The 24,039-nt window shown below is 61.8% G+C and carries 25 protein-coding genes, 7 tRNA genes and 1 riboswitch; of the genes, 19 read left to right on the top strand and 13 right to left on the bottom strand.

The window, feature by feature from the left end; genetic code table 11:
* Positions 1–161: 161 nt before the first annotated feature.
* The 7 genes from AS189_RS13780 to AS189_RS13750 form a co-directional block, all read right to left on the bottom strand.
* Positions 162–1,538, bottom strand: a complete 1,377-nt coding sequence (locus tag AS189_RS13780; protein ID WP_062293676.1) for an HRDC domain-containing protein — start codon at positions 1,536–1,538, stop codon at positions 162–164.
* Positions 1,539–1,664: 126 nt separating this feature from the next.
* Complete coding sequence (locus tag AS189_RS13775) at positions 1,665–2,243, bottom strand: DUF3000 domain-containing protein (RefSeq protein WP_062290050.1); 579 nt, start codon at positions 2,241–2,243, stop codon at positions 1,665–1,667.
* A gap of 196 nt (positions 2,244–2,439) precedes the next feature.
* Positions 2,440–3,528, bottom strand: coding sequence for a threonine aldolase family protein (locus tag AS189_RS13770; protein WP_237759857.1), 1,089 nt, complete (start codon positions 3,526–3,528; stop codon positions 2,440–2,442).
* The gene (locus tag AS189_RS13765) at positions 3,512–4,315 is read right to left on the bottom strand and encodes an SDR family oxidoreductase (protein WP_082634307.1); all 804 of its coding nucleotides are present in this window, start codon (positions 4,313–4,315) and stop codon (positions 3,512–3,514) included. The genes AS189_RS13770 and AS189_RS13765 overlap by 17 nt, the downstream gene beginning before the upstream one ends.
* A gap of 18 nt (positions 4,316–4,333) precedes the next feature.
* Positions 4,334–5,719 (bottom strand): DUF6421 family protein, encoded by a 1,386-nt coding sequence (locus tag AS189_RS13760; RefSeq protein ID WP_062290042.1) that lies wholly within the window; start codon positions 5,717–5,719, stop codon positions 4,334–4,336.
* Positions 5,720–5,845: 126 nt separating this feature from the next.
* A complete protein-coding gene (gene msrB / locus AS189_RS13755) occupies positions 5,846–6,304 on the bottom strand; it encodes a peptide-methionine (R)-S-oxide reductase MsrB (protein WP_062290039.1) in 459 nt (152 codons plus the stop codon).
* A gap of 14 nt (positions 6,305–6,318) precedes the next feature.
* A complete protein-coding gene (locus AS189_RS13750; RefSeq protein ID WP_062290035.1) occupies positions 6,319–6,810 on the bottom strand; it encodes a hypothetical protein in 492 nt (163 codons plus the stop codon).
* 122 nt (positions 6,811–6,932) lie between these two features.
* Between AS189_RS13750 and AS189_RS13745 the strand changes: the two genes are divergently transcribed.
* Entirely contained in the window at positions 6,933–8,150 is a 1,218-nt protein-coding gene (locus AS189_RS13745) for an alpha/beta hydrolase family protein (protein ID WP_062290032.1), read from the top strand.
* 110 nt (positions 8,151–8,260) lie between these two features.
* On the opposite strand, the gene ybaK is transcribed toward AS189_RS13745, so the two are convergent.
* The 3 genes from ybaK to AS189_RS13730 all read right to left on the bottom strand — a co-directional run bounded on the left by ybaK (position 8,261) and on the right by AS189_RS13730 (position 10,335).
* Positions 8,261–8,767, bottom strand: coding sequence for a Cys-tRNA(Pro) deacylase (ybaK, locus tag AS189_RS13740; protein ID WP_062290029.1), 507 nt, complete (start codon positions 8,765–8,767; stop codon positions 8,261–8,263).
* Between the two features lie 139 nt (positions 8,768–8,906).
* Positions 8,907–9,365 carry a SufE family protein gene (locus tag AS189_RS13735; RefSeq protein WP_062290026.1) on the bottom strand — a complete coding sequence of 153 codons (459 nt, stop codon included), beginning with the start codon at positions 9,363–9,365 and terminating at the stop codon, positions 8,907–8,909.
* Between the two features lie 46 nt (positions 9,366–9,411).
* Positions 9,412–10,335: a sulfurtransferase gene (locus AS189_RS13730; RefSeq protein ID WP_062290023.1), complete on the bottom strand. Its 924-nt coding sequence runs from the start codon at positions 10,333–10,335 to the stop codon at positions 9,412–9,414.
* A gap of 263 nt (positions 10,336–10,598) precedes the next feature.
* On the opposite strand from AS189_RS13730, the gene zapE reads away from it, so the two are divergent.
* Positions 10,599–11,666 (top strand): cell division protein ZapE, encoded by a 1,068-nt coding sequence (zapE, locus tag AS189_RS13725; protein WP_062290020.1) that lies wholly within the window; start codon positions 10,599–10,601, stop codon positions 11,664–11,666.
* 104 nt (positions 11,667–11,770) lie between these two features.
* Here the strand turns inward: zapE and AS189_RS13720 are convergent, their stop codons facing one another.
* The 3 genes from AS189_RS13720 to AS189_RS13710 form a co-directional block, all read right to left on the bottom strand.
* A complete protein-coding gene (locus AS189_RS13720; protein WP_062290016.1) occupies positions 11,771–11,956 on the bottom strand; it encodes an antitoxin in 186 nt (61 codons plus the stop codon).
* Between the two features lie 340 nt (positions 11,957–12,296).
* Positions 12,297–12,545 (bottom strand): hypothetical protein, encoded by a 249-nt coding sequence (locus AS189_RS13715; protein ID WP_129587287.1) that lies wholly within the window; start codon positions 12,543–12,545, stop codon positions 12,297–12,299.
* Positions 12,546–12,670: 125 nt separating this feature from the next.
* Positions 12,671–12,745 (bottom strand) — tRNA-Val (locus AS189_RS13710).
* Between the two features lie 607 nt (positions 12,746–13,352).
* On the opposite strand from AS189_RS13710, the gene AS189_RS13705 reads away from it, so the two are divergent.
* The 17 genes from AS189_RS13705 (at position 13,353) to ribH (ending at position 23,754) form a co-directional block, all read left to right on the top strand.
* Positions 13,353–13,425, top strand: a tRNA-Gly gene (locus AS189_RS13705).
* Positions 13,426–13,449: 24 nt separating this feature from the next.
* Positions 13,450–13,523, top strand: a tRNA-Cys gene (locus tag AS189_RS13700).
* Positions 13,524–13,568: 45 nt separating this feature from the next.
* A tRNA-Val gene (locus tag AS189_RS13695) sits at positions 13,569–13,640 on the top strand.
* A 39-nt stretch (positions 13,641–13,679) separates the two neighbouring features.
* Positions 13,680–13,752: transfer RNA gene (locus AS189_RS13690), tRNA-Gly, on the top strand.
* A gap of 86 nt (positions 13,753–13,838) precedes the next feature.
* Positions 13,839–13,910, top strand: a tRNA-Val gene (locus AS189_RS13685).
* A 46-nt stretch (positions 13,911–13,956) separates the two neighbouring features.
* A tRNA-Gly gene (locus AS189_RS13680) sits at positions 13,957–14,032 on the top strand.
* Positions 14,033–14,165: 133 nt separating this feature from the next.
* Positions 14,166–15,008 (top strand): cytochrome, encoded by an 843-nt coding sequence (locus AS189_RS13675; RefSeq protein WP_062290010.1) that lies wholly within the window; start codon positions 14,166–14,168, stop codon positions 15,006–15,008.
* Positions 15,009–15,086: 78 nt separating this feature from the next.
* A complete protein-coding gene (def, locus tag AS189_RS13670) occupies positions 15,087–15,668 on the top strand; it encodes a peptide deformylase (RefSeq protein WP_062290007.1) in 582 nt (193 codons plus the stop codon).
* A complete protein-coding gene (gene fmt / locus AS189_RS13665; RefSeq protein WP_062290003.1) occupies positions 15,665–16,585 on the top strand; it encodes a methionyl-tRNA formyltransferase in 921 nt (306 codons plus the stop codon). Before def ends, fmt begins: the two co-directional genes overlap by 4 nt.
* Entirely contained in the window at positions 16,582–18,171 is a 1,590-nt protein-coding gene (locus tag AS189_RS13660) for an RsmB/NOP family class I SAM-dependent RNA methyltransferase (protein ID WP_062290000.1), read from the top strand. Before fmt ends, AS189_RS13660 begins: the two co-directional genes overlap by 4 nt.
* Before the next feature lie 45 nt (positions 18,172–18,216).
* Positions 18,217–18,900 (top strand): ribulose-phosphate 3-epimerase, encoded by a 684-nt coding sequence (gene rpe / locus AS189_RS13655; protein WP_062289997.1) that lies wholly within the window; start codon positions 18,217–18,219, stop codon positions 18,898–18,900.
* Positions 18,901–19,038: 138 nt separating this feature from the next.
* Positions 19,039–19,184: riboswitch (FMN riboswitch) on the top strand.
* A gap of 125 nt (positions 19,185–19,309) precedes the next feature.
* Entirely contained in the window at positions 19,310–20,062 is a 753-nt protein-coding gene (pnuC, locus tag AS189_RS13650) for a nicotinamide riboside transporter PnuC (protein ID WP_062289995.1), read from the top strand.
* Positions 20,059–21,204 carry a bifunctional diaminohydroxyphosphoribosylaminopyrimidine deaminase/5-amino-6-(5-phosphoribosylamino)uracil reductase RibD gene (gene ribD, locus AS189_RS13645; protein WP_062289991.1) on the top strand — a complete coding sequence of 382 codons (1,146 nt, stop codon included), beginning with the start codon at positions 20,059–20,061 and terminating at the stop codon, positions 21,202–21,204. The genes pnuC and ribD overlap by 4 nt, the downstream gene beginning before the upstream one ends.
* A gap of 1 nt (position 21,205) precedes the next feature.
* Positions 21,206–21,874, top strand: coding sequence for a riboflavin synthase (locus AS189_RS13640; protein ID WP_062289987.1), 669 nt, complete (start codon positions 21,206–21,208; stop codon positions 21,872–21,874).
* The gene (gene ribB / locus AS189_RS13635; RefSeq protein ID WP_062289983.1) at positions 21,871–22,554 is read left to right on the top strand and encodes a 3,4-dihydroxy-2-butanone-4-phosphate synthase; all 684 of its coding nucleotides are present in this window, start codon (positions 21,871–21,873) and stop codon (positions 22,552–22,554) included. The genes AS189_RS13640 and ribB overlap by 4 nt, the downstream gene beginning before the upstream one ends.
* Positions 22,547–23,269 (top strand): GTP cyclohydrolase II, encoded by a 723-nt coding sequence (locus AS189_RS13630; RefSeq protein WP_062289980.1) that lies wholly within the window; start codon positions 22,547–22,549, stop codon positions 23,267–23,269. Before ribB ends, AS189_RS13630 begins: the two co-directional genes overlap by 8 nt.
* Entirely contained in the window at positions 23,266–23,754 is a 489-nt protein-coding gene (ribH, locus tag AS189_RS13625; protein ID WP_062289977.1) for a 6,7-dimethyl-8-ribityllumazine synthase, read from the top strand. Before AS189_RS13630 ends, ribH begins: the two co-directional genes overlap by 4 nt.
* Positions 23,755–24,039 lie beyond the last annotated feature (285 nt).

Below are 24,039 nucleotides of genomic sequence, written 5' to 3'. Positions count from 1 at the left end.
CGTGAGTAACTTAGAGGTCAAAATGGCGTGATTTTGGCCCGGCGCAGCCTTAAACCACCTCGAGCGGTGAGTAGTGAGCAATGTTTACTATAAACATTGCTCACTACTCACCGCTCGAGGGAAGGACGTGCTGGAGTTAGCTATCGCTAGGCGTGATCGTCCTAAGCTTCCTTGGGTTCCCTCGGTGCTAGCGGCTCGGGGTTGTTCATGGAGTCGACCAGGAGAGCCGCCGTCTTTTCAATCTGCCAGTTGCGGGCACCCAGTTCAGCCAAGGCTTCGGAGATACTCTCCTCTGTTATGGTCGACGGCGGACGCCAGCACACGCGGCGCAGGTGATCCGGGGTCAGAATGTTCTCGGACGGGATGTTCAAGTCCTCGGCGAGTTGGCTCATCTTGGTACGGGCCGTGGCGAAGCGTGCCGCTGCCACCGGATCACGCTCGGCCCAGACGCGCGGCGGAGGGGGAGTGTTATTGGAGACCTGCAGAGATGGCAGATCCGTGCTGTTCTTGCCGGTCTGGATCGCATGCAGCCACTTGGGCGCGTCGCGCTTGGCTGAGCGGCCATGGAAGCCGGAGAGCGCCAATAGCGCCGGAACTGTGGCGGGCAAGCCCTTGGCGGCGGCAATGATGGCCGAATCAGGGATCAGCCTACCCGGTGCAATATCGCGGTGCTCGGCGAGCTTCTCGCGGGTCTGCCACAACTCGCGAACAGCGGCCAGCTGGACGCGGTTTCTGATGGTGTGCGATCCGGAGGTGCGCCGCCACGGGTCAACGCGGGGCGCAGGCACGCCGGCGTCCATCAAGTACTGGAATTCCTGGGCGGCGTAATCCAGCTTGCCCTCCTGCTCCAACAGGGCCAGAAGTTCTTCTTCGAGATCCACCAGGACTTCGACATCGAGCGCCGCGTAGCGCAGCCACGGTTCGGGAAGTGGGCGGGTGGACCAGTCAGCGGCGGAATGCTCTTTGGCCAGATGGAAGCCCAAGAGGGACTCCACTACGGCGCCCAGTCCTACGCGAGGAAGTCCGGCGAGGCGGGCGGCAAGCTCAGTGTCAAACAACCTGTCCGGCCACATGCCGACGCCGGCCAGACAGGGCAGGTCCTGGCTGGCGGCGTGCAGAATCCATTCGACGCCGCGCAAGGCCTCGTCGATGATCTTCAGGTCGGGGAACGCTTCGGGGTCAATAAGCCATGTCCCGGCACCTTCACGGCGGATCTGTACCAGCATGGCGCGTTGGCCGTAGCGGAAGCCGGAGGCGCGTTCCGTATCGACGGCGGCCGGGCCGCTGCCCGCTTCAAGGGCTGCAGCGCATCGCTTCAAGGCCGGCTCAGTATCGACGACGGCGGGAATCCCGTCGCGGGGCATGTCCAGATTCACTAACTCAGGCAGATCGCCCAGTTCCAGACGAACGCCGTCAATCACCACCGACGTCAGTGGAGTGGGGGCCAGATCTGTGCTTGGGCCGGCTGCCGAACCGGAGGGAGAGATGTCCTCAAGCCCTAGGGTGGCGGACCTGCGGCCCTGATGTGTTGTGGACATTTTGGCCCTGGCGCGGCTGTGTGTACTTGAATCTGCATTGGTCATGATGCTCTTAGTCTACCGAATGGCGAAGGAAAGCCCTTTAATGCTCGATTGGGGTAGGCCCAGACACTGTCCGCGATGTGATTAGCCGTTGTTTCTTGGGCGTCGTTGTGGCAGCAAGGTCACGCCGTCGGGCACTGGTGGCAGGCCTGCAAAGGTGCACACAATGTCCACCCAGGCATCCAGATGCGCACTCATGTCCCGGCCCTGGGGTGTCCATGAGGCCCGTAACTCAATGTCAATGGCGTCCGGGCGAGATGCCAGGGAGCCATAAGATTCCGAGAGGATGCGTGTGGCAGTACCGCCGGCGTTGTTGTACTGGGCCCGGTGCTCTTCGAGGGATTCCACCAGCCACGCCCAGGCAACGTTGCCCAACAGGGAGTCGTTGCCAATATCTGGCTCGAGCTGCGCCCGAATGTACGTGATAATCCGGAAGGTGCCGCCCCAGAGATCGGAGCCGTTGGGGTCATGCAAAAGGATGAAGCGCCCCGTGGCCAGTTCCTCTCCCTCTACGAGGACTTCCGCACCAAGAGCTACGCGAAAAGGGGCAAGCCTGACAGGAGCCGGTACTTCAGTCAGCGTCAGCTCACTGCGATGGGGGGCAGCACGCAACCCGGCCAAGGCTTCTTTGAAGTCAGCAGGTAGCTGGAGATCGGGGCTCACATCTGCAGGCTACGACCGGTGGGGGTCAAAGTGAGGAAGGCGCGCCGGATCAGCCGGTTCTGACGCGCCGGATCGGCCGGTTCTGACGCGCCAGATCGGGTCCAGCTGGCCCAGTCCGGCGCGCCCTCAAGCACTGAAACTTCAAGCACTGCAGTGCAACGCAAGCACCTGCAGACAGGACAAAGGAGCGCAGCTACTAGTCCTGAAGTTCCTTGCGGACTGCCGCTGCAAACATATCTATGTCCGCTTCGGTGGTGTCGAAGGAACACATCCAACGAACTTCCCGTGCCGCCGGATCCCAGTCGTAGAACTTGAAGTCCCGACGCAGCCGGTCGGCGACGCCCTCGGGCAGAATGGCGAAGATTCCGTTGGATTCGGTGGCCTGGGTGCACTGCACGCCGGGCAGGTCCTCCACCGCGGCGCGCAGCTTCGCCGCCATGGCGTTGGCATGGCCGGCCGAACGCAGCCAGAGATCATCACGCAGCAGCGCCAGTACTTGGGCTGAGATGAAGCGCATCTTGGAGGCCAGCTGCATGTTCATCTTGCGCAGGTAAATGAGGCCGTCGGCCGCCGTAGGGTTCAGCGCCACAATGACTTCGCCAAACATGATGCCGTTCTTGGTCCCACCAAAGGACAGCACGTCCACGCCGGCATCGGAGGTGAATTCGCGCACCGGAACACCTAAGTGGGCAGCCGCATTCGCCAACCGGGCACCGTCCATGTGGACCTTCATACCCAAGGAATGGGCGTGCTCGCAGATGGCGCGCACTTCATCCGGGGTGTAGCAGGTGCCCAGTTCGGTGGTCTGTGTGATGGACACGGCCAGCGGCTGGGCGCGGTGCTCGTCACCGAAACCCCAAGCTTCCATGTCAATCAGTTCGGGGGTGAGTTTGCCATCGGGGGTAGGAACGCTGAGCAGTTTCATCCCGCCCACCCGTTCCGGGGCACCATTTTCATCGTTGTTGATGTGGGCCGTGGCCGCGCACACCACAGCACCCCAGCGCGGCAGCAACGACTGCAGCCCCACCACATTGGCGCCCGTGCCGTTGAACACGGGGAACACATCCACCTCTTTGCCGAAAAGTGTGCTCATTTCCTCGCGTAGCCGGGCCGTGTACACATCCTCGCCGTACGCCGTCTGGTGCCCGCCATTGGCCGCGATCAGGGCTTCAAGGACCTCCGGGTGAATGCCGGAGTAGTTATCTGAGGCGAAACTGCTCACAGAGGGGTCATGGAATTGTGCGTCGATGTTCACGATGCCTTTCAGGTTATGAGTTGCTGTCAAGAATAATGCGTGCACCGTTGAGCTGTGCGCCAGGGGTGGCGAATAGGCCCGCCACAGCCGAGCCGAGCACGGCGACGTCGGTGAATCCAGGGAAGCGACGTTCGGGGAAGCGGGCGCGCATGGCATCATCGAGCAGCGCTTTCACCACAAGTACGACGCCGGCCGCCCCACCTTCCGTGCTCCCTTCACCGGCCGCTGTCCCTGCTCCGGTGCTCGTGGCTGGCCCTGATCCGGTTCCAGACCCCGCCCGGGGCCCCGTTCCCGACTCGGGACCGGTTCCAGCTGCGAAACCGGCAGCCACCGAGCGCAGCCACGTTTCCGCGGCCGCCTTGATCGAGGCGTAGTTGGCGTCACCGGCGCTCGGGTCGGTCACTGTGGTGGAGGAAACAATGGCCAGCCGGCCTACGGGTGAGGCCGCGAGGTCGTCGTAGAACGCCCGGCTCGTGGTGCGCAGCGTGGTCAACACGGTGGTGTGGAGGAAATCCCAATCGGCATCGCTTTGACCCGTGATCCCCTTCCCGCCTCGCCAACCGCCCACAAGATGGATCAGGCCGTCAACGGGCCCAAAGCCCTCGTGGATATCGGCCACCAGATCGGCCACGTCGTCGGGATCGGCAAGATTGCAGACCAGGGGGACGGCGCCGGGGGTTAGTTCGGCCGCCGCCTGGATCCGTCCGGCGTCGGATCCAACGCTCAGCACACGCATGCCGTCGCCAAGTAGGGCGCGGGCCACTGCCACGCCGGCGGCACTGCTGCCGCCGGCAATCACTACCAAAGGACTGTTCATGCTGCTAACACTACTCATCTAAGCGGCGCTGGTGCCGGTGATGCCCGCAGTGGAATCGATGACGGCACGCATCTTCTTATCCAAGGCTTCGTAGAACATGGAGAGCGGGAATTCATCGTCCATGACCTGATCGGTGATCTCGCGCAGCGGCGCCGTCAAGGGCAGAGCCGCAGGACCCTTCGCCCAGGTGGATGCCGGGTTCGGGGTAAGCGTGGCCGAGACCAGCTCATAGGCGGCCAGCCAATGTGCCAGCTTGGGCCGGTCGATCGAGCGCCAGTACAGCTCCTCGATCTCTTGTCCGAGCGCGATCACCACTGCCGGCACCTCTGCCCAGTCAATGGTCAATTTGGTGTCGGTCCAGTGCAGAACATGGTGCTGGTGCAGCCACGCAAACAGCAGCTGCCCGCCCAGCCCGTCGTAGTTGCGAACGCGCGTGCCGGTGATGGCAAAACGGAAAATCCTGTCAAAAATTACGGCGTATTGGACCAGTTTGGCGTGCTTGCGTGCCTCGGGGGAGGCGCTCGTATCAGCCTCCACGGCCACCGATTCCCGGTAGGCCGTGAGATCGCAGCGCAGTTCCTCCAGCGAATACAGGAAGTACGGCATGCGCTGCTTGATCATGAACGGGTCAAACGGCAGATCTCCGCGCATGTGGGTGCGGTCATGGATGAGGTCCCACATGATGAACGTTTCCTGCGTCAGGGATTGGTTCTCCAGAAGTTCGACGGCGTCAGCTGGCAATTCCAGTCGGGTCACCTCGGCGGCCGCCCGGACCACACGGCGGAACCGGGCGGCTTCGCGGTCTTGGAAAATGGCCCCCCAGGTGAAGGTGGGGGTTTCTCGGACGGAGACGCTTTCCGGGAACAGCACGGCGGAGTTACTGTCGTAGCCGGGGGTGAAATCAATGAAGCGCAGCGGAACAAAGAGCTTGTTGGAGTAGCTGCCAGCTTCCAGCTCGCCAATGAATTCAGGCCACAGGGTTTCCACCAGCACGGCCTCCACGAAGCGGGAAGTGGAGCCGTTCTGCGTGTACATGGGGAACACCACCAAATGCCCCAGCCCGTCGATGCGGTTCTCCTGGGGGTTGAACGCCAACAGGGAATCCAGGAAGTCAGGGACGCCCAGGCCCGCAGTGACCCACTTGTTGAAGTCGGCCACGGCCAGCTCCAAATAGCGGGCGTCATGTGGGAAGTGCGGGGCCAGGGCGTCCATGGACGCGGTGATGGTGGCGATCAGCGCCGTTGCGGCACAATGATCGCCAGCCTCCAGCACAGAACCGTCCTTGATCTGCAACTGCTGCAAATCCGTGGCAGCCGCTTTCAGGGCCAGCCACTCAGGGCTGTTGGCCACGTCGGCATAGTTGAAAGTACTGGAGGCGTTGCTGCTGTCAATGGTGAGGGTCATTGCCGGCGTCCTTGGCTCGTCGGGTACCGGATAAGAACCGGTGAGATGAAATCCGAGCGTAGCAATGGAATAGCAAGCCTAATGCAAAAAGCGCCTGAGCATAAGAGACTCTTGGTCTCGGTCGCTTTAGGGCGCTTCTGGCGACAGTTCCCGTGGGCCCTCGCGCAAAGTCATCGAGACGGAATTAATGCAGAAGCGTTCGTCCGTAGGTGTGTCGTAGCCTTCACCCTTGAACAAGTGACCCAAGTGCGAGTCGCAGGACATGCAGCGTACCTCAATACGTTCCATCCCCAGGGAGTTATCGTGCAGGTACCGCACCGAACCGTCTGCCAAGGGGGCAAAGAAGGATGGCCAGCCGCAGTGCGAGGAGAACTTTTCTTTGGACGTGAAAAGTTCAGCACCACAGGCACGGCATTCGTACACGCCTTCCTGCATGGAGTCCCAGTACTCGCCGGTAAAGGGACGTTCGGTGCCGGCCTGGCGCAGCACTTGATACTCGGCAGGGGTGAGTTCTTCACGCCACTGCGCATCGCTTTTCACAACGGCAGGGGCAGTGGGCGCGGCGGAATTCTCAGAACTGTTCATATTCATGCCAACGTTCAGGAGTCGCCAATAAATCCCGAATCCGAGTACAAATGCAAAACGGGCAGCCCCAGCTTGCGTTGTGCCTGATGGGCCCAGTCTTGGCGGAACGTGTCGGCCACGGCATGCGGCCGGGTCACCACCACCGCCTGCCGGGCATGAGCCTCGGTGACCTTGGCAACCAAGGAGGCAACGGCGTCGCCCTCGGCAACAGCGCCTGTGGCCGTAACACCGGCGTCCGCGAGCACTGCCAAGGAGGTGGCAAGGGTTTGGGCAGCCTCGGCTTGGACGGTGTCAGCATCCGGCTTTTCGCGGAACTCACGCAGCGCGCCGGGCACATCAAGCATGGTCAATTGGTCGATCACGTCCACGAAGAGATTCCGATGCGTGTCCGCCGGCACCAGCAGCACCAGCTCCACATCGTCCCCCGGTTCATAGAGGTTCGTGATGTTCGCTACGTCCGTGGACGTCAGGGGTTCTTCGGTCAGGATGATGATTGTCTCGCTCATTGCACCAGCTTAGGCGTCCATGCACCATAAACAATGGCAGGGCTCAAAGTTGTGCGAAGAAAGTTACGAATGTCCCCGGTGTGCCGCTCGACGGGCCGCCGGGCAGTGGGCACAATGGTGGCATGGCTACCTCTTCGCAGCAGTCCAATCCCTGGCTCAAGTGGGGTGCCCTCGGTGCCGCCGCAGCAGGGGCGTCCGCCGTCGTAGTGGTGACGGCAACATCCGCTCTGGCCGCTTACTTTGCCCGACGCATCGTGACTCCGGAGAAGCAGCGCGCTGACGATGTAGCCGTCTTGGCCGTCATCTCCGACGGTCCCAAACTGCAGATCGTGCTCGAGGCCACCCCAGATACCACTATTGAAGGCACCTACGGGCTGTTCTTCAACAACAGTGCCGCCCACGCGGTGATTGGCCGGATACTCTCTTACGTCCCGCGCGAAGGCAGCGTCACCCGCGAGGTCCTCTCCGTCCACGGCGGCGAGCTGCGGACCGCCACGGCCGGTTGGTGGTCCGGCAACCTCTACGCCCATCCCGAGGAGATGGGGCTGGCGTTTGAGGATGTGACCCTGAATCTGCCCGACGGGCCAGCCCCTGCCTGGCTGTTGCCGGCCCCCTCGCCCGGAGCCACGTGGGCCATCATGGTGCACGGCCGTGGCGCCACCCGTAGCGAGGGTCTGCGCGCGGTCCCCACCGCGCACCGTCTGGGTATGAATGCCCTCTTGATTTCTTACAGGAACGACGGCGATGCCCCCGCCGCACGGGACGGCCGGTATGGGTTGGGGGTCACGGAGTGGGCCGATGTGGAGGTGGCTATTGAGTACGCCATTGCCCACGGCGCCAAGGATGTGGTGCTGTTTGGCAACTCCATGGGCGGGGCCATCAGCTTGCAAACTGCGGATGTGGCCCGGAACCGCAAACACGTGCTGGCACTCGTGCTGGATGCTCCCGTCATCAACTGGGTCAATGTTCTAGCGCATCAGGCACAGCTGAACCGCATCCCGAACTTCATTGGTCAGTATGGCGAAGTGATGCTCACGCACCCGCTGGGGCGGCGGATCACGGGCTTGGCTGCGCCCGTGGATCTCAAGAGCATGGATTGGGTGACCCGAGCCGTGGAGTTGCGGACGCCGTCACTCATTCTGCACAGCATTGACGATGACTTTGTGCCGTATGAGCCCACCGCAGAACTGGCCAAGCGGAATCCCGAAATGGTGACCTTTGAGCCGTTCTCCAAGGCCCGGCACACGAAAGAATGGAACGTGGACCCGGAGCGGTGGGAAAGTGTTGTGGAAACTTGGCTGGCACCCCGCTTGGGTCGGCACAGCCTGCCCCGCAGTTAGGCCTTCCTATGGGCCTTCCTCGAAGTTTAGGCAAGCCGAGTGGATAGGACCGTTGCGTTGGACACTACTAACCATTAAGGGCGCAGCGAGGCGCTCGGCAGCACAGCTTCCTACGGGTGCGTAGGGCTACCGATTTTGGCCGTTGCGGCCTTGGTGATGGTGATCAGATCCGTCGGTGCCAGTTCGATGTCAAAGCCGCGGCGGCCACCGGAGACCAGAATGGTCTCGTAGTCCAGCGCAGATTCATCCAGCACGGTGGGGGAGTGCTGACGCTGGCCGATGGGGGAGATGCCCCCTAAGACATAGCCGGTGCGGCGTTGTGCAGTAGCGGGGTCCGCCATGGCGGCCTTTTTGTGACCCAAAGCTTGAGCCATGGCTTTCAGATCCAGGGTCCCATTCACAGGCACAATAGCAACGGCCAGAGTTCCTGCCACATCCGTCATGAGGGTCTTGAATACCCGGGCCGGCTCGATCCCCAAAACCGTGGCTGCCTCGATGCCATAATTGGTGTTGCCGGGATCGTGGTCATAGGGGTGCGCGGTAAATCTGATTCCAGATTTGGTGAGGGCGACTGTTGCCGGAGTGCCGGTGCCCGCGGCAGTGCTTTTCTTGGCCATGGCATCCATTATCGCAGCACAAAGCCCCGCCTCCCCGACTGAAGTGTGTCAGGGAAACGGGGCCTTGTGGCACCAACGCAAGCCACAGCGGCACAGCCAAGGCAGTACTGCCAAGACGGCACAGCCTAGACGGCACAGCCTAGGCGGCCGGGCGAAGCCCGCCATTGATCTTGCGCTTGACTCGACCGAGCATGGCGGACATGCCGCGCATGCGCAGGGGCGAAATGGCGCGAGTCAGGCCCAACTGTTCGGGCATGTCATCCGGTACGGCGAGGATCTCAGCGGCGGTCAAACCGTCAAGGCCCTCAAACAAAACCGAGGCAAAGCCGCGCGTGGTGGGGGCCTCTGGAGGTGCCTGGAAGAACAGACGCACCACCTCGCCGTCGTCCGTCTTTTCCGATTCCACTGTCAAAAACAGCGGCGACTGGCATTCCATCACCTGCTCCAGGAGCTCGGGGTGATCCTTGAGCCGGTCCGGCAAGGGGGGCAGTGACTTGGAGAAGTCCAGCAACAGTGTCAGCCGGTCCCGTTCAGTCAGTTCCTGGAAATCCTTGACGATCTCGGCCAATGCAGCTGGAAGTGCTTGTGAAGTAGTCATCGACTAAAGCGTACGTTTCTTTTCTATTGGGTGTAAAACGTGGAGGTTAGTTTGCCGAGTTGGGGAGTTCGCCACGTTCGGTGCCCACGGCGATGGGGACGCGAACGGCGTTGCCCCACTCGGTCCAGGAACCGTCGTAGTTGCGGACGGTCTCGAAGCCCAGCAGGTACTTCAGAGCGAACCACGTGTGGCTGGAACGCTCGCCGATACGGCAGTAAGCAACCACGTCATCGCCGGGAACCAAGCCGGCTTCGCCCAGGTACAGTGCTTCGAGTTCTTCGCGTGTGCGGTAACTGCCGTCTTCGGCGGCGGCGCGGGCCCACGGGATGGAGGCGGCCGTGGGGATGTGACCGCCACGCAGCGTGCCTTCCTGCGGGTAGGCCGGCATGTGGGTGCGTTCGCCAGTGTATTCCTCGGTGGAACGGACATCGATGAGCGGCTTGCCCAAGTGCGCTAGGACATCTTCCTTGTAAGCGCGGATGGGGGCGTCGTTGCGCTCTACGACCGGGTACTCGGCGGAGGGCGTGACTGCGGTGGCGTCAGTGGTGAGCTCGCGGCCTTCGGCAATCCACTTGTCGCGGCCGCCGTCAAGCAGGCGAACATCTTCGTGACCGAACAGGGTGAAGACCCAGAGCGCGTAGGCGGCCCACCAGTTGGACTTGTCACCGTACACAATGACTGTGGAATCGCGGGAGATGCCCTTGGCCTGGGCGAGCAGCGCAAAAGCCGCGCCGTCAATGTAGTCGCGGGTGACGTCGTCGTTCAGGTCTGTGTGCCAGTCAATCTTGACAGAACCCGGGATGTGGCCCGTCTCGTACAGCAGCACGTCCTCATCGGATTCAACCACCACAATGCGCCCGTCCTTTGCTGCGCCGTCTGCCAAGGCTTCGGCCAGCCACTCGGTGGAGACCAAGCGCTCCGGATGGGCGTATGCGGCGAACTTCTCGTTTGTTTCTAGTGCAACTGGCATGATGCCCCTATCTCTTATGTCGACGCTCATAGCTGGTGCCGTCCGGGAATTCCAGGCAGCCTCCTCCAGCAGTGAGGGGAAGATTGGCCTGCCGCCTCACGAGTGGGCAGCAGCTGAACCTCTCAATCAGCGTAACCACCAGAGACCCCCAAAGCTTCCTTTCGTTAACGCAACGCAATATGCCGTGGGTATTCTTAGGGAAGTGATGTGTGGGCTACCTTTGATGGCCCGTTCAAAAAATTCTTGATGATCGGAAAAGTTTCTTGGTACAGGTTGAGCAACTTTCCACTCGCCGCCCAGCGGTTTCAGTGGATGAACTGCTGGCGGGCTTCGTCCCATCGCCGCGTTTTGGTGACGTTTCCTTCGGCAGCTACCGTCCGGATCCTTCGCAACCCTCGCAGTCTGAGGCTGTGACGCTGCTGCAGGAATTCGCCAAGAGTTCGGCGAAGAAGCCGGCTGGTGGCGGACTGCGGAAACTGTTCGGCGGCAAGGCCAAGGCCAAGTCCAACAGCACCGGGCGTGCCGGAATTTACCTTGACGGTGGATTCGGCGTCGGCAAGACCCACCTCTTGTCATCGCTGTGGCATGAGGTTGAGGGCCCTAAAGCCATCGGTACTTTTGTGGAGTACACCAACCTGGTGGGGGCACTGTCTTTCCGCAAGACCGTGGAGGCACTCAGCTCCTACAAGCTGGTATGCATTGACGAGTTTGAACTCGATGACCCGGGGGACACCGTCTTGATGTCACGCCTCATGCGTGAATTGGCCGACGCCGGCGTCAAGCTTGCCGCCACCTCCAACACGCTGCCGGGCTCTTTGGGCGATGGGCGTTTTGCTGCCGTTGATTTCAAGCGGGAAATCCAGGTATTGGCTGACCAGTTTGAGATCCTGCACATTGATGGTGAGGACTTCCGCCACCGCGGCCTGCCCACACCCCCGGAGCCTGTTGCCAACAGCGACCTCGATGCGCGAATGCGCCGGGACTTCGCCGGGAGCACGGTGGCCGTTGATGATTTCAGTGTCCTGGTGGACCACCTGGCAGGAGTGCACCCCTCTCGCTACCGGCAGATGCTCTCCGACATCGACGCTGCGGTGTGGCGCAACGTCCACACCATCACCGAACAATCGGTGGCTCTGCGCTTTGTGGTGCTGGCCGACCGGCTGTACGACAAGGATGTGCCGATCCTGGCCAGCGGTGTTCCCTTGGATCAGCTGTTCACCCCTGAAATGATGACAGGTGGCTACCAGAAGAAGTACTTCCGCGCCGTCTCGCGTCTGACAGCCCTGGCCCGTGAGGCCCAGGAAATCGGAGACCGTCAGCCTGTCGGCTAACGCGGCTCCCTGTATCCATCTGGGAAACGCGAAAGGCCCCGGTGCCGTCTCTCGACGGTACCGGGGCCTTCTTTGACGCCATTCAACAGGGCGAAGGGGTCAGACTACTTGCCTGCGCCATCGATAAAGTTCGACGCGGCTTGCTGGACTCCGTCCACCTGATCCTTGAACTTGTCGCCGGTCTTCCCGTCAACAAAGTCCCCGGCCTTCTCGATGCCACCCTTGATGGCATCTTCGTTGCCGTTGATCAGTCCTTCGGCCTTGCCCTTGATATCGTCAAAAATAGACAACAGGCACCTCCCTTCGCTCCTGGGGCCATTGGCGCCCCAACTTTTCTTAGCCTAGTGTCTGCGCTCACGTTGTCAACGATATTTCCGGCAGTTTTGCCGACAGCTGACACGATCAGGGCAGGCTACGGGTCGATTTGCCGCCGTTAATCACCTCGAGTGTCCACTTAATGTACGTTTGGAGCCGTTTCTGGCCCGAAAGCGTACGTTAAGTGGACACTCGAGGCAGGTACGGGGCCCAAAGGTGGGATTCTGGGCTCGGTGGCTCGGTGGCTCGGTGGCTCGGTGGCTCGGTGGCTCGGTGGCTCGGTGTGACTGGCGGAGGCAGCCTCGGATGATGGACTCAGTCTTTGAGCCGGGTTCCCAAGAAGCTGTTGCTCTTGAACGTGTGGATGAGGCGCTTGATGGTGCCGATCAGGCAGACAGCCCCGCCGCCCACAACCGCCAGAAGCAGCACCATGAGCACGGCGGTATTCTCTGAACTGCCAGGAACAAGAGGGGTTGCCATGAGTCCGGCAAGCCCCAACAGCATGATCGAGCCGCCTATCAGCATCAGTTTCATTCCGGGGCGGGTTGCTATTTTTTCAGTCATGCACCAGATCCTAGTCGGCGTGAGCGGCGGGACCGCTACGGTACGCCGCCTGATTCACACCTCGCAATAGGGCACGAAAAAGCCCCTCCGGCCAGCGTTTGTGCTGGTCAGAAGGGCTTTTTACTTGGTGGGCGATACTGGGTTCGAACCAGCGACCTCTCCGGTGTGAACGGAACGCGCTACCACTGCGCCAATCGCCCAATCCAGTACACGTACCCGTTGGGTGTGTGTTGGTTGGTGCGTTGAAAACAATAGCTCAAACTTTCCCCTACTCATAATCGCTGTCTTCGAATAAGGGGCGACGGCGGCCAGGCCACCGAGTGCGCCTCCAGCCAGTTCGGCAATGAAGCATAGGACTGCCGCTGTGGCCGTGGGAATCATGACTCGGCTGAGTTGGCGATGCGTAGCCAGGACGTCTCGTTTCCCACCCTGGGCCGCGGCAATCCGGGCGGATCGACGGCAGGGGAGTGGCCGGCGTCGTACTTCAGGAGACTGGCGCCTGAACGAAGGAGACGTGGAAGCTGCGCAAAAGGAGCCGCGATGTGACGAGGGCCTCAGGCTCAATTTCTTCCAGAAAGGCCCAAAATGAGCCAAAATCGGTCAGAATGAGCCCCAAATGACACCCTTGTAATTCGAATAATGCAGGCGAAATCCGCGCCAATTCAACGAACCACGACGTTTTATGCTGCTCAACCAGGTTCGGGGGAGTGTTCGATTTGGTGTTTGGGATTCTGCTCATGTAATGTTTTCACCGCAGCAACACGGACTACCGAAGCGGAAACGCCGAGGGACGGAAATGAAGCTCATGTGGTCGTAGCTCAGCTGGTAGAGCACCACCTTGCCAAGGTGGATGTCGCGAGTTCGAATCTCGTCGACCACTCGCATGACAACGTTCAGTATTCACGGTGGGGTGGCCGAGAGGCGAGGCAACGGACTGCAAATCCGTGCACACGGGTTCGAATCCCGTTCCCACCTCCATGGCTGATCCAGAGTATGTTGCTGTATAGTACAGCGGGATGCCTTGGGCGATTGGCGCAGCGGTAGCGCGCTTCCCTGACACGGAAGAGGTCACTGGTTCGAACCCAGTATCGCCCACGAATGAACTCCAGCGTTCATTTGTTGTATGTAGTAAATGTGGTCGTAGCTCAGCTGGTAGAGCACCACCTTGCCAAGGTGGATGTCGCGAGTTCGAATCTCGTCGACCACTCGGATTGTTGTGTGTGACTGCCGGAATCTTTTACGGTTCCGGCAGTTCCATGCAAGAGACCAAAGTTTCATGGAAATGAAAACTATGGGCGATTGGCGCAGCGGTAGCGCGCTTCCCTGACACGGAAGAGGTCACTGGTTCGAACCCAGTATCGCCCACGAATGAACTCCAGCGTTCATTCGATGTATGAAGTATGTAGTACCTGTGGTCGTAGCTCAGCTGGTAGAGCACCACCTTGCCAAGGTGGATGTCGCGAGTTCGAATCTCGTCGACCACTCCAAGAGCGAAAAATGCCGGAATCCTTAGGGTTCCGGCATTTTTCATTTCTCACTAGTTTGAGTCCTGGAACAACTTGTCCACAGCCCGCGTCCCAGAGTCGTCGCGGTGTGGGACGGAAGTGGAATAGTAGAGGCATGACAGCTCCAGCTTTGGCACACAGCACAGAATTAGGGCGTATGTACGCCCGTTCCCTGCAGGACCCGCCCAAGGTCCCCTCCATCACCACAGTTATTGGGCAGCAGTCCACCTCCCTGGACGGATGGATTGGCTACATGGCGGCAACAGCGGTCTCCAAACACCCCGATCTGAGCTCCGCGGTGGGAAATCCGGGCCAATTGCGCACTGTGGTTCGGGACAGCTCCAACGCTGCTGAACAGTTCCGCGATGCCGCCGCGGCCCGTGGCGACCGCGTTCATAACTACTGTGAACAAGTGGCCCTGCGCGCCTTGGATATGCCCCACCAGCTGGTCGAGGCCAAGGAGGCGCTGGCCGAAAACGGCGAGGATAACTTTGCGCTGCGCTTTGATCACTGGTGGAGTGAATACAAAGTCCAGCCGTTGCGCCCGGAAATCACCGTATGGAATGAAACTCTGGGCTATGCCGGGACCTTGGACCTCGTGGCGACCATTGGCGGACGCCTGTGCATCATCGATTACAAGACCAAGGGCACCGACCGCAATGGTCAGGTCAAGAGTCTAGATGCCAAGGTGGTCATGCAGCTGGTGGCCGGCATGAAGGCCGAAGAGTCCATTGTGGATGAAGCCGCCGGCACCTGGGAAGCGTGGAAATACGGTCAAGACCCCATCCTGCTCGGAGTGGCCATTGGCGAAACAGAAGTCCGCACGCTGCAGGCCAACCCGCAGGTTCTCAAAGCACACTGGTTCAAGTTCGCTTCATTGCGGCGAGTGTGGCAAACCTCATTGGAAGCGGCGGAAGCGGGCACTCCTTTGCTCGATATTGCGCCTCCCGGGCAGTAACCGCCAACTAGACTTGTCCCAATGCAGTTCCATAGGCCTGATTCGGCCTGCGTCAATTCCAAAGTGAGGTGCCCTCCCATGGCCATCCTGAGCATTCGCATCATCGGCGACCCTGTCCTGAGAACAGTTGCCGAGGAAGTGAGCGAATTTGGCCCTGAGCTGGCCAAACTGATTGATGACATGCACCAGACCATGCGTGATGTGCGCGGTGCCGGCCTGGCTGCACCCCAGATTGGCGTCAACAAGCGCATCTTCACGTACAACGTGGATGGCCATGATGGGCACATCATCAATCCTGTGCTGGTGGCCAGCGACGATTTTGCCCCCGGTGAGCCCGAAGGTTGCCTCTCCGTGCCCGGGCTTGGCTACACCGTTGCTCGCCACCGCTGGGTGCGCATCACCGGTGTGGACCTGCACGGTAAGCCTCTGGATATGGAAGCCACCGGCACCTTGGCCAAATGTTTCCAGCACGAAACAGATCACCTCGACGGCAAACTGTATGTAGACCGCCTCGAAGGCGAGGACCGCAAAGATGCGCTCCGGGCCATTCGCACGGCCAACTACCACGAGGTCACTGATGAAACCGTTGCCAAGCGCGCCAAGACCGTGGGCTCCGCCTTTGGTGGCTCCTTTGCTGCTGGCGCTGGGGCCGCCCAATGAGGGTCCTCTTTGCCGGAACCCCCGCCGTAGCGTTACCGTCCCTGGAAATCCTGCGTGAGGCAGGGCATGAGATTGTCGCCGTCCTGACGCGCCCGGACGCGCCGCTGGGCCGCAAAAGGGTCATGACGCCGTCGCCCGTGGCCGCCCGCGCACAGGAACTGGGCCTACCCGTCATTAAGGCAGACAAGATCGACGCCGAGGCTGCCGCGGCCATCGCCGCCGCCGCACCTGAGGTGGCCGCCATTGTTGCCTACGGCGCCTTGATCCCAGCATCCGCGCTGACCCTGCCCACCCACGGCTGGATCAACCTGCACTTCTCACTCCTGCCGGCCTGGCGCGGCGCGGCACCCGTGCAACACTCCGTCATCAATGGCGATCAGATCACCGGCGCCTCCACGTTCCTGCTCGAAAAGGGACTGGACACCGGCCCTGTCTACGGCACCATGACCGAATCGATTCGGCCTACGGACACCAGCGCCGCCTTGCTGGACCGGCTCTCGCACAGCGGAGCAATCCTGTTGGCGCAAACCATCGACGGCCTCGGCGCCGGAGCCCTGAGCGGAGTTCCCCAACAGGGTGAGATCACGCTGGCCCCCAAGCTCACACTCGAAGACGGACACGTGGCCTGGGGCGAACCCGCCTTGGCCATCAACCGCCGCATCCGGGGCGTCACCAGCGAACCCGGAGCATGGACCATGCTGGCCGGACAGCGTTTCAAACTCGGGCCGGTGCTGATGCGTTCGGACGTGAGTGATCTGGCCCCCGGGCAGCTACTTGTCACCGGGAAAAACGTCTTGGTGGGCACCGGATCGCACGCGGTGGAACTCGTTGACGTGCAACCTGCAGGCAAAAAACTTATGAAGGCAACAGACTGGGCCCGCGGCCTGGGCAACAAGGAAGATGTGGTGTTTGAATGACCAGCGAGCAAGGCGGGCGTTCCAGCCACCAGAGCAGCCAAAGCGGTGGTGGACCCTCCGGTCACGGCCAGAGCAACAGCCAAGGCGGGGGTGTCCGGCGTCGTGATGATTCGGGGCGCGAACGTAACCGCAGCACCGGCCGCAACAGGACAGAGACCTCACCTGGCCAGCGCACTCGCGTAGCCGACCCCGCACGGTTGGTGGCCTTCGAGGTGCTCCGCGCCGTCTCAGCCGATGACGCGTACGCCAACCTGGTGCTGCCGGCCCGCATCCGCAAGCACGGATTGGACCGCCGCGACGCCGGTTTCGCCACCGAACTGACCTACGGTGCCCTGCGCGCCCAAGGCACCTACGACGCCATTTTGGCTACCTGCGTTGACCGTCCACTCAGCGAGCTGGACCCTGCCATCCTAGACGCGCTGCGCATTGGCGCCCACCAGCTCATGGCCATGCGCGTGCCCACCCACGCCGCCCTGGACCAGACCGTTGGATTGGCCCGCGCCGTCATTGGCGCCGGACCGTCAGGCCTGGTCAACGCCGTACTGCGCAAGGTTGCCGCCAAGGAACTGCCACAGTGGATCGAGCAGCTCACCGAAGGTATGAGCGACGAGGTCAAGATCGCCTCCATCGAGCACGCTCACCCCGAGTGGATTGTCCGCGCGATGCGCCAAGCACTGGTGGCTCATGGCCGCGACGTCTCCGAGATCACGGCCCTGCTGGAAGCCGACAACGCCGCCCCCGTGGTCAATCTCGTGGCTTTGCCGGGTCTGGGCGATCTCTCCGAAGCCTTCGACGCCGGCTTCACCCCGGGCGAGCTCGTGGCCGATTCCGCGCTCTCATCCGGTGGCGATCTGGGCCGCCTGGATAGCGTCCGCGATGGCACCGTCCGCGTGCAGGATGCCGGCTCCCAGCTGGTGGCCCGCGCCTTGGCGGCCGTGATGATTTCATCCGAAAAGGCCGACGGCGAGGAGCGTTGGCTCGATCTGTGCGCCGGCCCCGGTGGCAAGGCAGCCCTGCTGGCTGCTCTCGCCGCCGAGCAGGATGCGTGGTTGCTGGCCAACGAGCCGGCTCCGCACCGCGCCAAACTCGTCTCGCAGGCATTGGCAGCCGTTCCGCAGAACAGCTGGACAGTGCGCACCGGCGATGGCCGTGACATTGGCAAGGAACATCCCAATGCCTTTGACCGAATTCTGGTCGATGCCCCGTGCACCGGCCTTGGCGCCCTGCGCCGCCGGCCGGAGTCGCGCTGGCGCCGGAAGCTCTCCGATGTCACCGAGCTGGGCCCGCTGCAGCGGGAGCTGCTCACCTCGGCCCTGGACGCTGTCAAACCAGGGGGAGTGGTGGCCTACGTGACCTGTTCTCCCCATATTGCCGAGACCATCGCCGTGGTGGAAGACGCCATGCGTAAGCGCCCGGAGCTGGAACTGATCGATGCCGGTGCCGCCCTTGACGCTGTCAGCATCAGTGGATCTGTGGAAGCCGGCAACACTACGTCCGCCGTCCCCGGGCACCGGATGATGGCTCAGCTGTGGCCTCACATTCACCAGAGCGATGCCATGTTCTTGGCGCTGATCCGCAAGAACTAGCAATCCCGCCACCCGTTCAATAATCCCCGCAGAATAGATGAGGTAATGTCCGTGAGCCGCCCACCCCTTGCATGCTGCATCAATCCCAGCATCCTGTCCGCCGACTTTGTCAATCTCCAAGCTGAACTCGCCCGGATCTCCAACGCCGACGCCGTTCACGTTGACGTCATGGATAACCGCTTTGTGCCGAACCTGACCATCGGCCTGCCCGTGGTGGAACGGATTCAGCAGGTCAGCCCCGTGCCGTTGGATGCGCACCTGATGATCGCCGAGGTGGACCGCTGGGCGCCGCTCTATGCCGATGCCGGCTTGGACTCTGTTACGTTCCATGTCGAGGCATCCGATGCCCCCATCAAACTGGCTCGGGAACTGCGGGCCAGGGGAGCGAAGGCGGGCATGGCGCTGCGCCCGGCAACCGCCGTCGAACCTTATTTGGACATGCTCGAAGAGCTGGACATGCTGCTCATCATGACTGTGGAGCCTGGCTTTGGTGGGCAGGCATTTTTGGACGTGACGTTGCCCAAGATTCGGCGCGCCCGGGCGGCCATTGAGGGCAGCGGCGTTAATGTGGCCATCCAGGTTGACGGCGGTATCACCGAGGAAACCATCACCCGCGCAGCCGAGGCTGGCGCTAACGTGTTCGTCGCCGGCTCCGCCGTGTATGGCAAGGCATCGCCTGCGGAGGCCATCGAGTCTCTGCGCGCCAAGGGCCAGCTGGCCTTCGGCTAACACTCTGCTGCAACGAGTGCGGGCGCACCGGGAATAAACCCGGTGCGCCCGCACTTGTCTATCCATGAAGCTTGGCACCTAAAAAGGTGTCATAATAAGAAAAAGTCGCCCGCAACCGCGGGTGCGCAAATGCAGTATCACGTGCTCCGGGGTCGGTGTAATTCCGAACCGGCGGTTATAGTCCGCGACCCGCGCGCAGTCAGCTGGAAACAGCCAGGCAGCGCACGGTTGATCTGGTGAAATTCCGGAACCGACAGTTAAAGTCTGGATGGGAGAAGCACGATACAGTCTTGGCCGTCAGGTCAGGGGTGTGGTGGAGGCATGCTATCCACCGGCATCCTTGTACCCTGTGCGCCTTTTCTGTACGTTACCCCCGGAGCCATCGCGGTCTCGAAAGGGCAAGGTAACGATGGACTTTCTGCGATGGCTCTTTGACGCCAAACTTGAATTCGCCGGCGGCGGATTCCTGCTGTGGCGAGAAGTCATAGGAAACCTTTTTGGGCTCGCCAGCGCCCTCGGCGGTATGCGCCGTAAAATCTGGGCTTGGCCGGTGGGCATCATCGGCAACGCACTGCTCTTCACCGTCTTCATGGGCTCGGTCTTCGGCTCGGCCGACCACGTGAATCTGTTGGGCCAAGCTGGCCGCCAAATCATGTTCATCGCCGTCTCTATTTACGGCTGGCAGCGCTGGAATCAGACGCGCCACCAGAAGAACGACGACGGCACTCACGTAGGCGACGCCGTCGAGCCTCGCTGGGCTGGAGCCCGGGTACGGTTGCTCCTGGTTGCCGCCATGGTAGGTGGCACGGCCATCCTCACCCCCATCTTCACGGCACTCGGTTCTTACGAACCGGTGTGGGCCGACGCTTGGATCTTCATGGGTTCGCTGTTGGCCACTTACGGCATGGCCAAGGGCTGGGTTGAGTTCTGGCTGATCTGGGTGGCCGTGGATCTGGTGGGCGTGCCGCTACTGTTCAGTGCCGGATATTACGCCTCCGCATTCATGTATGTCTTCTACGGTGCATTCACTTTGGTTGGTTTCTTCGTATGGTGGAGGGTGCGGCGCACCACCGATGCCGTAGCCCGGAAGGTGTCAGTTGACGCAACGTTCCCTGACATTACTGTGAGCAACACGGCGAGCAAGAGAGAGGCCAAAAAATGAACTTCGGCACAATAGACGATGTTTCCTTCAAGAATGAGCCCGAACACTTCACCTCCGCGGAGATTCTGGGCATGGAAACGGCGCTCTCCGCAGCCCGTCAAGGCGTGCGCAGCTCCAACCCGCTGGTGGGTGCTGTCATCATTGACGCCGACGGAACGTTTTTGGCCATTGGCCATCACCGTGGCGCCGGTACAGCCCATGCCGAAGCTGACGTCATCAACCGGCTGCTTGGAACGGGCGTCAAGCGTGACCTCTCTGCTGCAACGCTCATCGTGACCCTGGAACCGTGCAGTCACGTTGGCCGCACCGGTCCGTGTACACAGGCTATTTTGGATGCTGGGATCGGCAACGTTGTTTACGCAGTAGCGGACCCGCACATGCCGGCTGCCGGTGGGGCGCAAATCCTCCGCAACGAAGGCATCAACGTGCGCATGGGCCTCATGGCCGCAGAAGCAGAGGATCTCAACCGACGCTGGTTTGTGGCTGTCCGCGAAAACCGTCCGTTCATTACGGCCCGGCTCGCTCAGACCGTTGACGGCCGGATCGCCGCCGTTGACGGCACCAGCCAGTGGATCACCTCGCAGGCTTCCCGCCAGGACTCGCACGAATTGCGAGCCCGGGTGGATGCCATTGTGGTGGGCACCGGAACCGTCATGGCCGATAACCCGCGCCTGACAGCACGAGCAGCCGATGGCTCAGACGCGGCGCAACAGCCGCTCCGAGTGGTCATGGGCATGCGTGAGATTCCGGCGGACGCCGCCGTGAGAGGTGTCCAAGGCACCCCAAGTAGCCCGGACCGCTTAGGCGATGACGACTTCCTGGCCCTGCACACTCACGATCCGGCCGCCGTCGTCCGTGAACTCCACGGACGCGGGGTGGGCCACCTCATGATCGAAGGTGGCGCGATCATCAACGCCGCGTTCCTCGCCCAAGGGCTGGTGGATGAGCTAGTGGTCTACCTCGCACCAACCCTTCTGGGATCAGGCATTCCCGCCCTCACCGACCTCGGAGTCGGCACGCTGGAGCAGGCGCAGCGCTGGGAATGGGATGCCACCACAACCGGACCCGTAGAACTACTGGGTCCGGACCTGAAATTGACGCTGATGCCGGCCAAGGTGCCCGCCAGCGAGCAAGGAAGCTGACATGTTCACTGGAATTATTGCGGGCCGAGGCACAGTCCTCGCCTTGAAGGGCGCTCCCGAAGACGGCAGCGCAGTATTGGTTCTCGAGGCCGGCGCGCAGCTGGACGGCCTGGAACTGGGCGGATCGCTGGCCGTCAACGGCGTGTGCCTGACCGCCACCCGACTGGTAGGGGACACCATCGAGATGGATGTCATGGGTGAGACGCTGACACGGACCACCACCGGCGGTCTTGCTACGGGAGATGTGGTCAACCTCGAACGCTGCGTGCCTGCTGGCGGACGGCTCGACGGGCATGTGGTCCAAGGCCACGTAGATGGCACCGGTGCACTGCTGGAGCGAGAAGATCTGGGCAACTGGGAGCGTTTGCGTTTCTCGATCCCGGCAGAACTCTCCCGTTATGTTGCCGAGAAGGGCTCCATTGCTATTGATGGTGTTTCCCTGACAGTGACGGCAGTGAGTCCTGCCACCGAACCCGAACAGTGGTTTGAAGTCGGGCTGATTCCGGTCACACTGGCCAACACCGGCTTGGGCGAGAAGGTTCCCGGCGGTGCCGTCAACTTGGAAGTTGACGTGCTGGCCAAGTACACGGCCCGGCTGCTGGAGTTCCGCGGGGTGGCCGATTCCCAAGCTCCGGTCCAGGCCCCGACGTCCACAGAAGGTGCGTCATGAGTACTATTCTGGATCCGGTTCCACTCGCTATTGCGGCAATGGCCCGTGGTGAAGCCGTGCTGGTGGTGGATGACGAGGACCGGGAAAACGAAGGCGATATCATCTTCGCCGCCCAGCACAGCACCCCCGCACTGATGGGCTGGACCATTCGTTACAGCTCCGGCGTCATTTGCATTCCCATGGATGAGCGCCATGCGGACCGCTTGGCCCTCCCACCCATGGTTGCGGTCAATCAGGACGCCAAAGGCACCGCCTACACCGTCAGCTGCGATGCGGCGCACGGCATGTCAACGGGCATCAGCGCCACTGACAGGTCACTGACGGCGCGCGTCTTGGCAGACCCGTTGTCCACACCGGTCTCCATCACGCGCCCCGGCCACATCTTCCCACTGCGGGCAGTTGCTGGGGGAGTGCGCCAGCGCCCTGGGCATACGGAAGCGGCCGTGGACCTGTGCAAACTGGCAGGCTGCGAGCCCGTGGGTGTCATTGCTGAAGTGGTCGATGACAGCGGTGAAATGGTGCGCCTGCAGGGTCTGCGTCAATTTGCCGACGAGCACTCTCTGGTCTTGATTTCCATTGCTGATCTGGTGTCTTATCTGGCGGCTCTGGACACTGCTGCTCCGGGCGCTGCTGTTCCGGGTGCAGCTGCTCTCGAAACCGCTGAGGGTGACCATGTCTGAGGAATGCCTAGTCACCGGCGGGCCGGTGGTTGCCCTGCCAACCCGCTTTGGCACGTTCTCCGTGCAAGCATGGATTGATGCAGGCACGGGCGCCGAGCACCTGAGCCTCAGCGCACCGGGCGAAGCTGCTTCAGGTGAGCCAGCGGCAGATGAGCTAGGCTACACCGGTTCGGCAGACGCCGTCGTACCTCTGGTGCGGCTGCATTCGGAATGCCTCACGGGAGACGTGTTTGGCTCCTATCGTTGCGATTGCGGCGAACAACTTGACCACGCTCTGGAAGAAATTCATCGTCGCGGCGGCACTCTAGTGTACTTGCGCGGACATGAGGGGCGGGGGATTGGGCTCGCCAACAAGATCCGTGCCTACAGCTTGCAGGAATCCGGCGCCGACACGGTGGAAGCCAACGAGCAGCTGGGCTTGCCTGTTGACGCGCGCGACTACTCGGCGGCGGCGGGCATCCTTGCTGCCTTGGGGCTCACCCGCATTGCACTGCTGAGCAACAATCCCCTGAAGGAAGCTGATCTGGCGAGCCGCGGCATCGAGGTGGTGGCCATGGTGCCGGCGTTGATCCTGGCCCGGACGGAAAACCTTCGCTATCTAGAGACCAAGCGGGACCGCATGCACCATGCGCTCACGCTGGGTGATTCAAGCGCTTCTCATAGCGCAGCAGTTACCCACACCATCAGTGACACAACGGAAGGACCCACAGTATGAGCGGCCACGGAGCACCTGTTATTGGATTTGACCCGGCAGAAAAGTCACAGGCGGCAGGGCTGAAGCTAGCCATCATTGCCGCCAGCTGGCACACGGAAATTATGGACGGATTGTTGGCAGGTGCCTTGCGAGGCGCGGCCGATGCGGGTATTGAAAACCCGGTGGTGGTCCGGGTCCCCGGCAGCTTCGAACTGCCCGTTGCGGCTGTCCGGCTGGCGCCGAAGTTTGACGCCGTCGTGGCCCTGGGCGTGGTCATCCGTGGCGGTACGCCGCACTTTGAGTACGTGTGCCAGGCGGCAACTTTGGGGTTGACCGACGTCAGCACGCGCACGGGCGTGCCGGTGGGCTTCGGCGTGTTGACTTGCGATACCGAGGAGCAGGGTATTGCCCGCGCCGGGTTGCCCGGCTCGGTGGAGGACAAGGGGCATGAAGCCGTCACGGCCGCGCTGGCCACCGCGTTGACGCTGGCAGATCTGGGCGTTTAGCTGGCCCCGGCACTTTGAAGCTGCGTCCGGTTATGTAAGAACGGTGCGCCACTCCTGGAGTGGCGCACCGTTACCGCTTAATGGCGCGCGGCTTCAGTGCGGCAAACCGCAGGAGTGTTTATGCACCAAACTGGGACTGGGTTCTACGCATAAGTTCAGTGGCTGGCCGGCTCTGTGAGATTATGCGCCAAACTGGGACTCGGTTCTACGCAGGAGTGTTTATGCGCCGAACATGCCGCGGGTTCTGCGCATCAGCGAAGTGCCGACGCCCCGCAGCCGGACCTT

This window comes from Arthrobacter alpinus (assembly GCF_001445575.1).
In the GTDB taxonomy this organism is placed as follows: Bacteria; Actinomycetota; Actinomycetes; order Actinomycetales; family Micrococcaceae; genus Specibacter; species Specibacter alpinus_C.
This window is presented reverse-complemented; position numbering and strand designations above follow the sequence as displayed.

Coding starts and splice junctions, on each gene's coding strand:
- AS189_RS13675 (WP_062290010.1), top strand. CDS start 14,166: ATGACAGCTCCAGCTTTGGCACACAGCACAGAATTAGGGCGTATGTAC.
- AS189_RS13735 (WP_062290026.1), bottom strand. CDS start 9,365: ATGACTACTTCACAAGCACTTCCAGCTGCATTGGCCGAGATCGTCAAG.
- pnuC (WP_062289995.1), top strand. CDS start 19,310: ATGGACTTTCTGCGATGGCTCTTTGACGCCAAACTTGAATTCGCCGGC.
- def (WP_062290007.1), top strand. CDS start 15,087: ATGGCCATCCTGAGCATTCGCATCATCGGCGACCCTGTCCTGAGAACA.
- ribD (WP_062289991.1), top strand. CDS start 20,059: ATGAACTTCGGCACAATAGACGATGTTTCCTTCAAGAATGAGCCCGAA.
- AS189_RS13640 (WP_062289987.1), top strand. CDS start 21,206: ATGTTCACTGGAATTATTGCGGGCCGAGGCACAGTCCTCGCCTTGAAG.
- fmt (WP_062290003.1), top strand. CDS start 15,665: ATGAGGGTCCTCTTTGCCGGAACCCCCGCCGTAGCGTTACCGTCCCTG.
- AS189_RS13715 (WP_129587287.1), bottom strand. CDS start 12,545: ATGACTGAAAAAATAGCAACCCGCCCCGGAATGAAACTGATGCTGATA.
- AS189_RS13750 (WP_062290035.1), bottom strand. CDS start 6,810: ATGAGCGAGACAATCATCATCCTGACCGAAGAACCCCTGACGTCCACG.
- AS189_RS13730 (WP_062290023.1), bottom strand. CDS start 10,335: ATGCCAGTTGCACTAGAAACAAACGAGAAGTTCGCCGCATACGCCCAT.
- AS189_RS13745 (WP_062290032.1), top strand. CDS start 6,933: ATGGCTACCTCTTCGCAGCAGTCCAATCCCTGGCTCAAGTGGGGTGCC.
- AS189_RS13760 (WP_062290042.1), bottom strand. CDS start 5,719: ATGACCCTCACCATTGACAGCAGCAACGCCTCCAGTACTTTCAACTAT.
- msrB (WP_062290039.1), bottom strand. CDS start 6,304: ATGAACAGTTCTGAGAATTCCGCCGCGCCCACTGCCCCTGCCGTTGTG.
- AS189_RS13660 (WP_062290000.1), top strand. CDS start 16,582: ATGACCAGCGAGCAAGGCGGGCGTTCCAGCCACCAGAGCAGCCAAAGC.
- AS189_RS13780 (WP_062293676.1), bottom strand. CDS start 1,538: ATGTCCACAACACATCAGGGCCGCAGGTCCGCCACCCTAGGGCTTGAG.
- ribH (WP_062289977.1), top strand. CDS start 23,266: ATGAGCGGCCACGGAGCACCTGTTATTGGATTTGACCCGGCAGAAAAG.
- ybaK (WP_062290029.1), bottom strand. CDS start 8,767: ATGGCCAAGAAAAGCACTGCCGCGGGCACCGGCACTCCGGCAACAGTC.
- rpe (WP_062289997.1), top strand. CDS start 18,217: ATGTCCGTGAGCCGCCCACCCCTTGCATGCTGCATCAATCCCAGCATC.
- AS189_RS13765 (WP_082634307.1), bottom strand. CDS start 4,315: ATGAACAGTCCTTTGGTAGTGATTGCCGGCGGCAGCAGTGCCGCCGGC.
- AS189_RS13630 (WP_062289980.1), top strand. CDS start 22,547: ATGTCTGAGGAATGCCTAGTCACCGGCGGGCCGGTGGTTGCCCTGCCA.
- ribB (WP_062289983.1), top strand. CDS start 21,871: ATGAGTACTATTCTGGATCCGGTTCCACTCGCTATTGCGGCAATGGCC.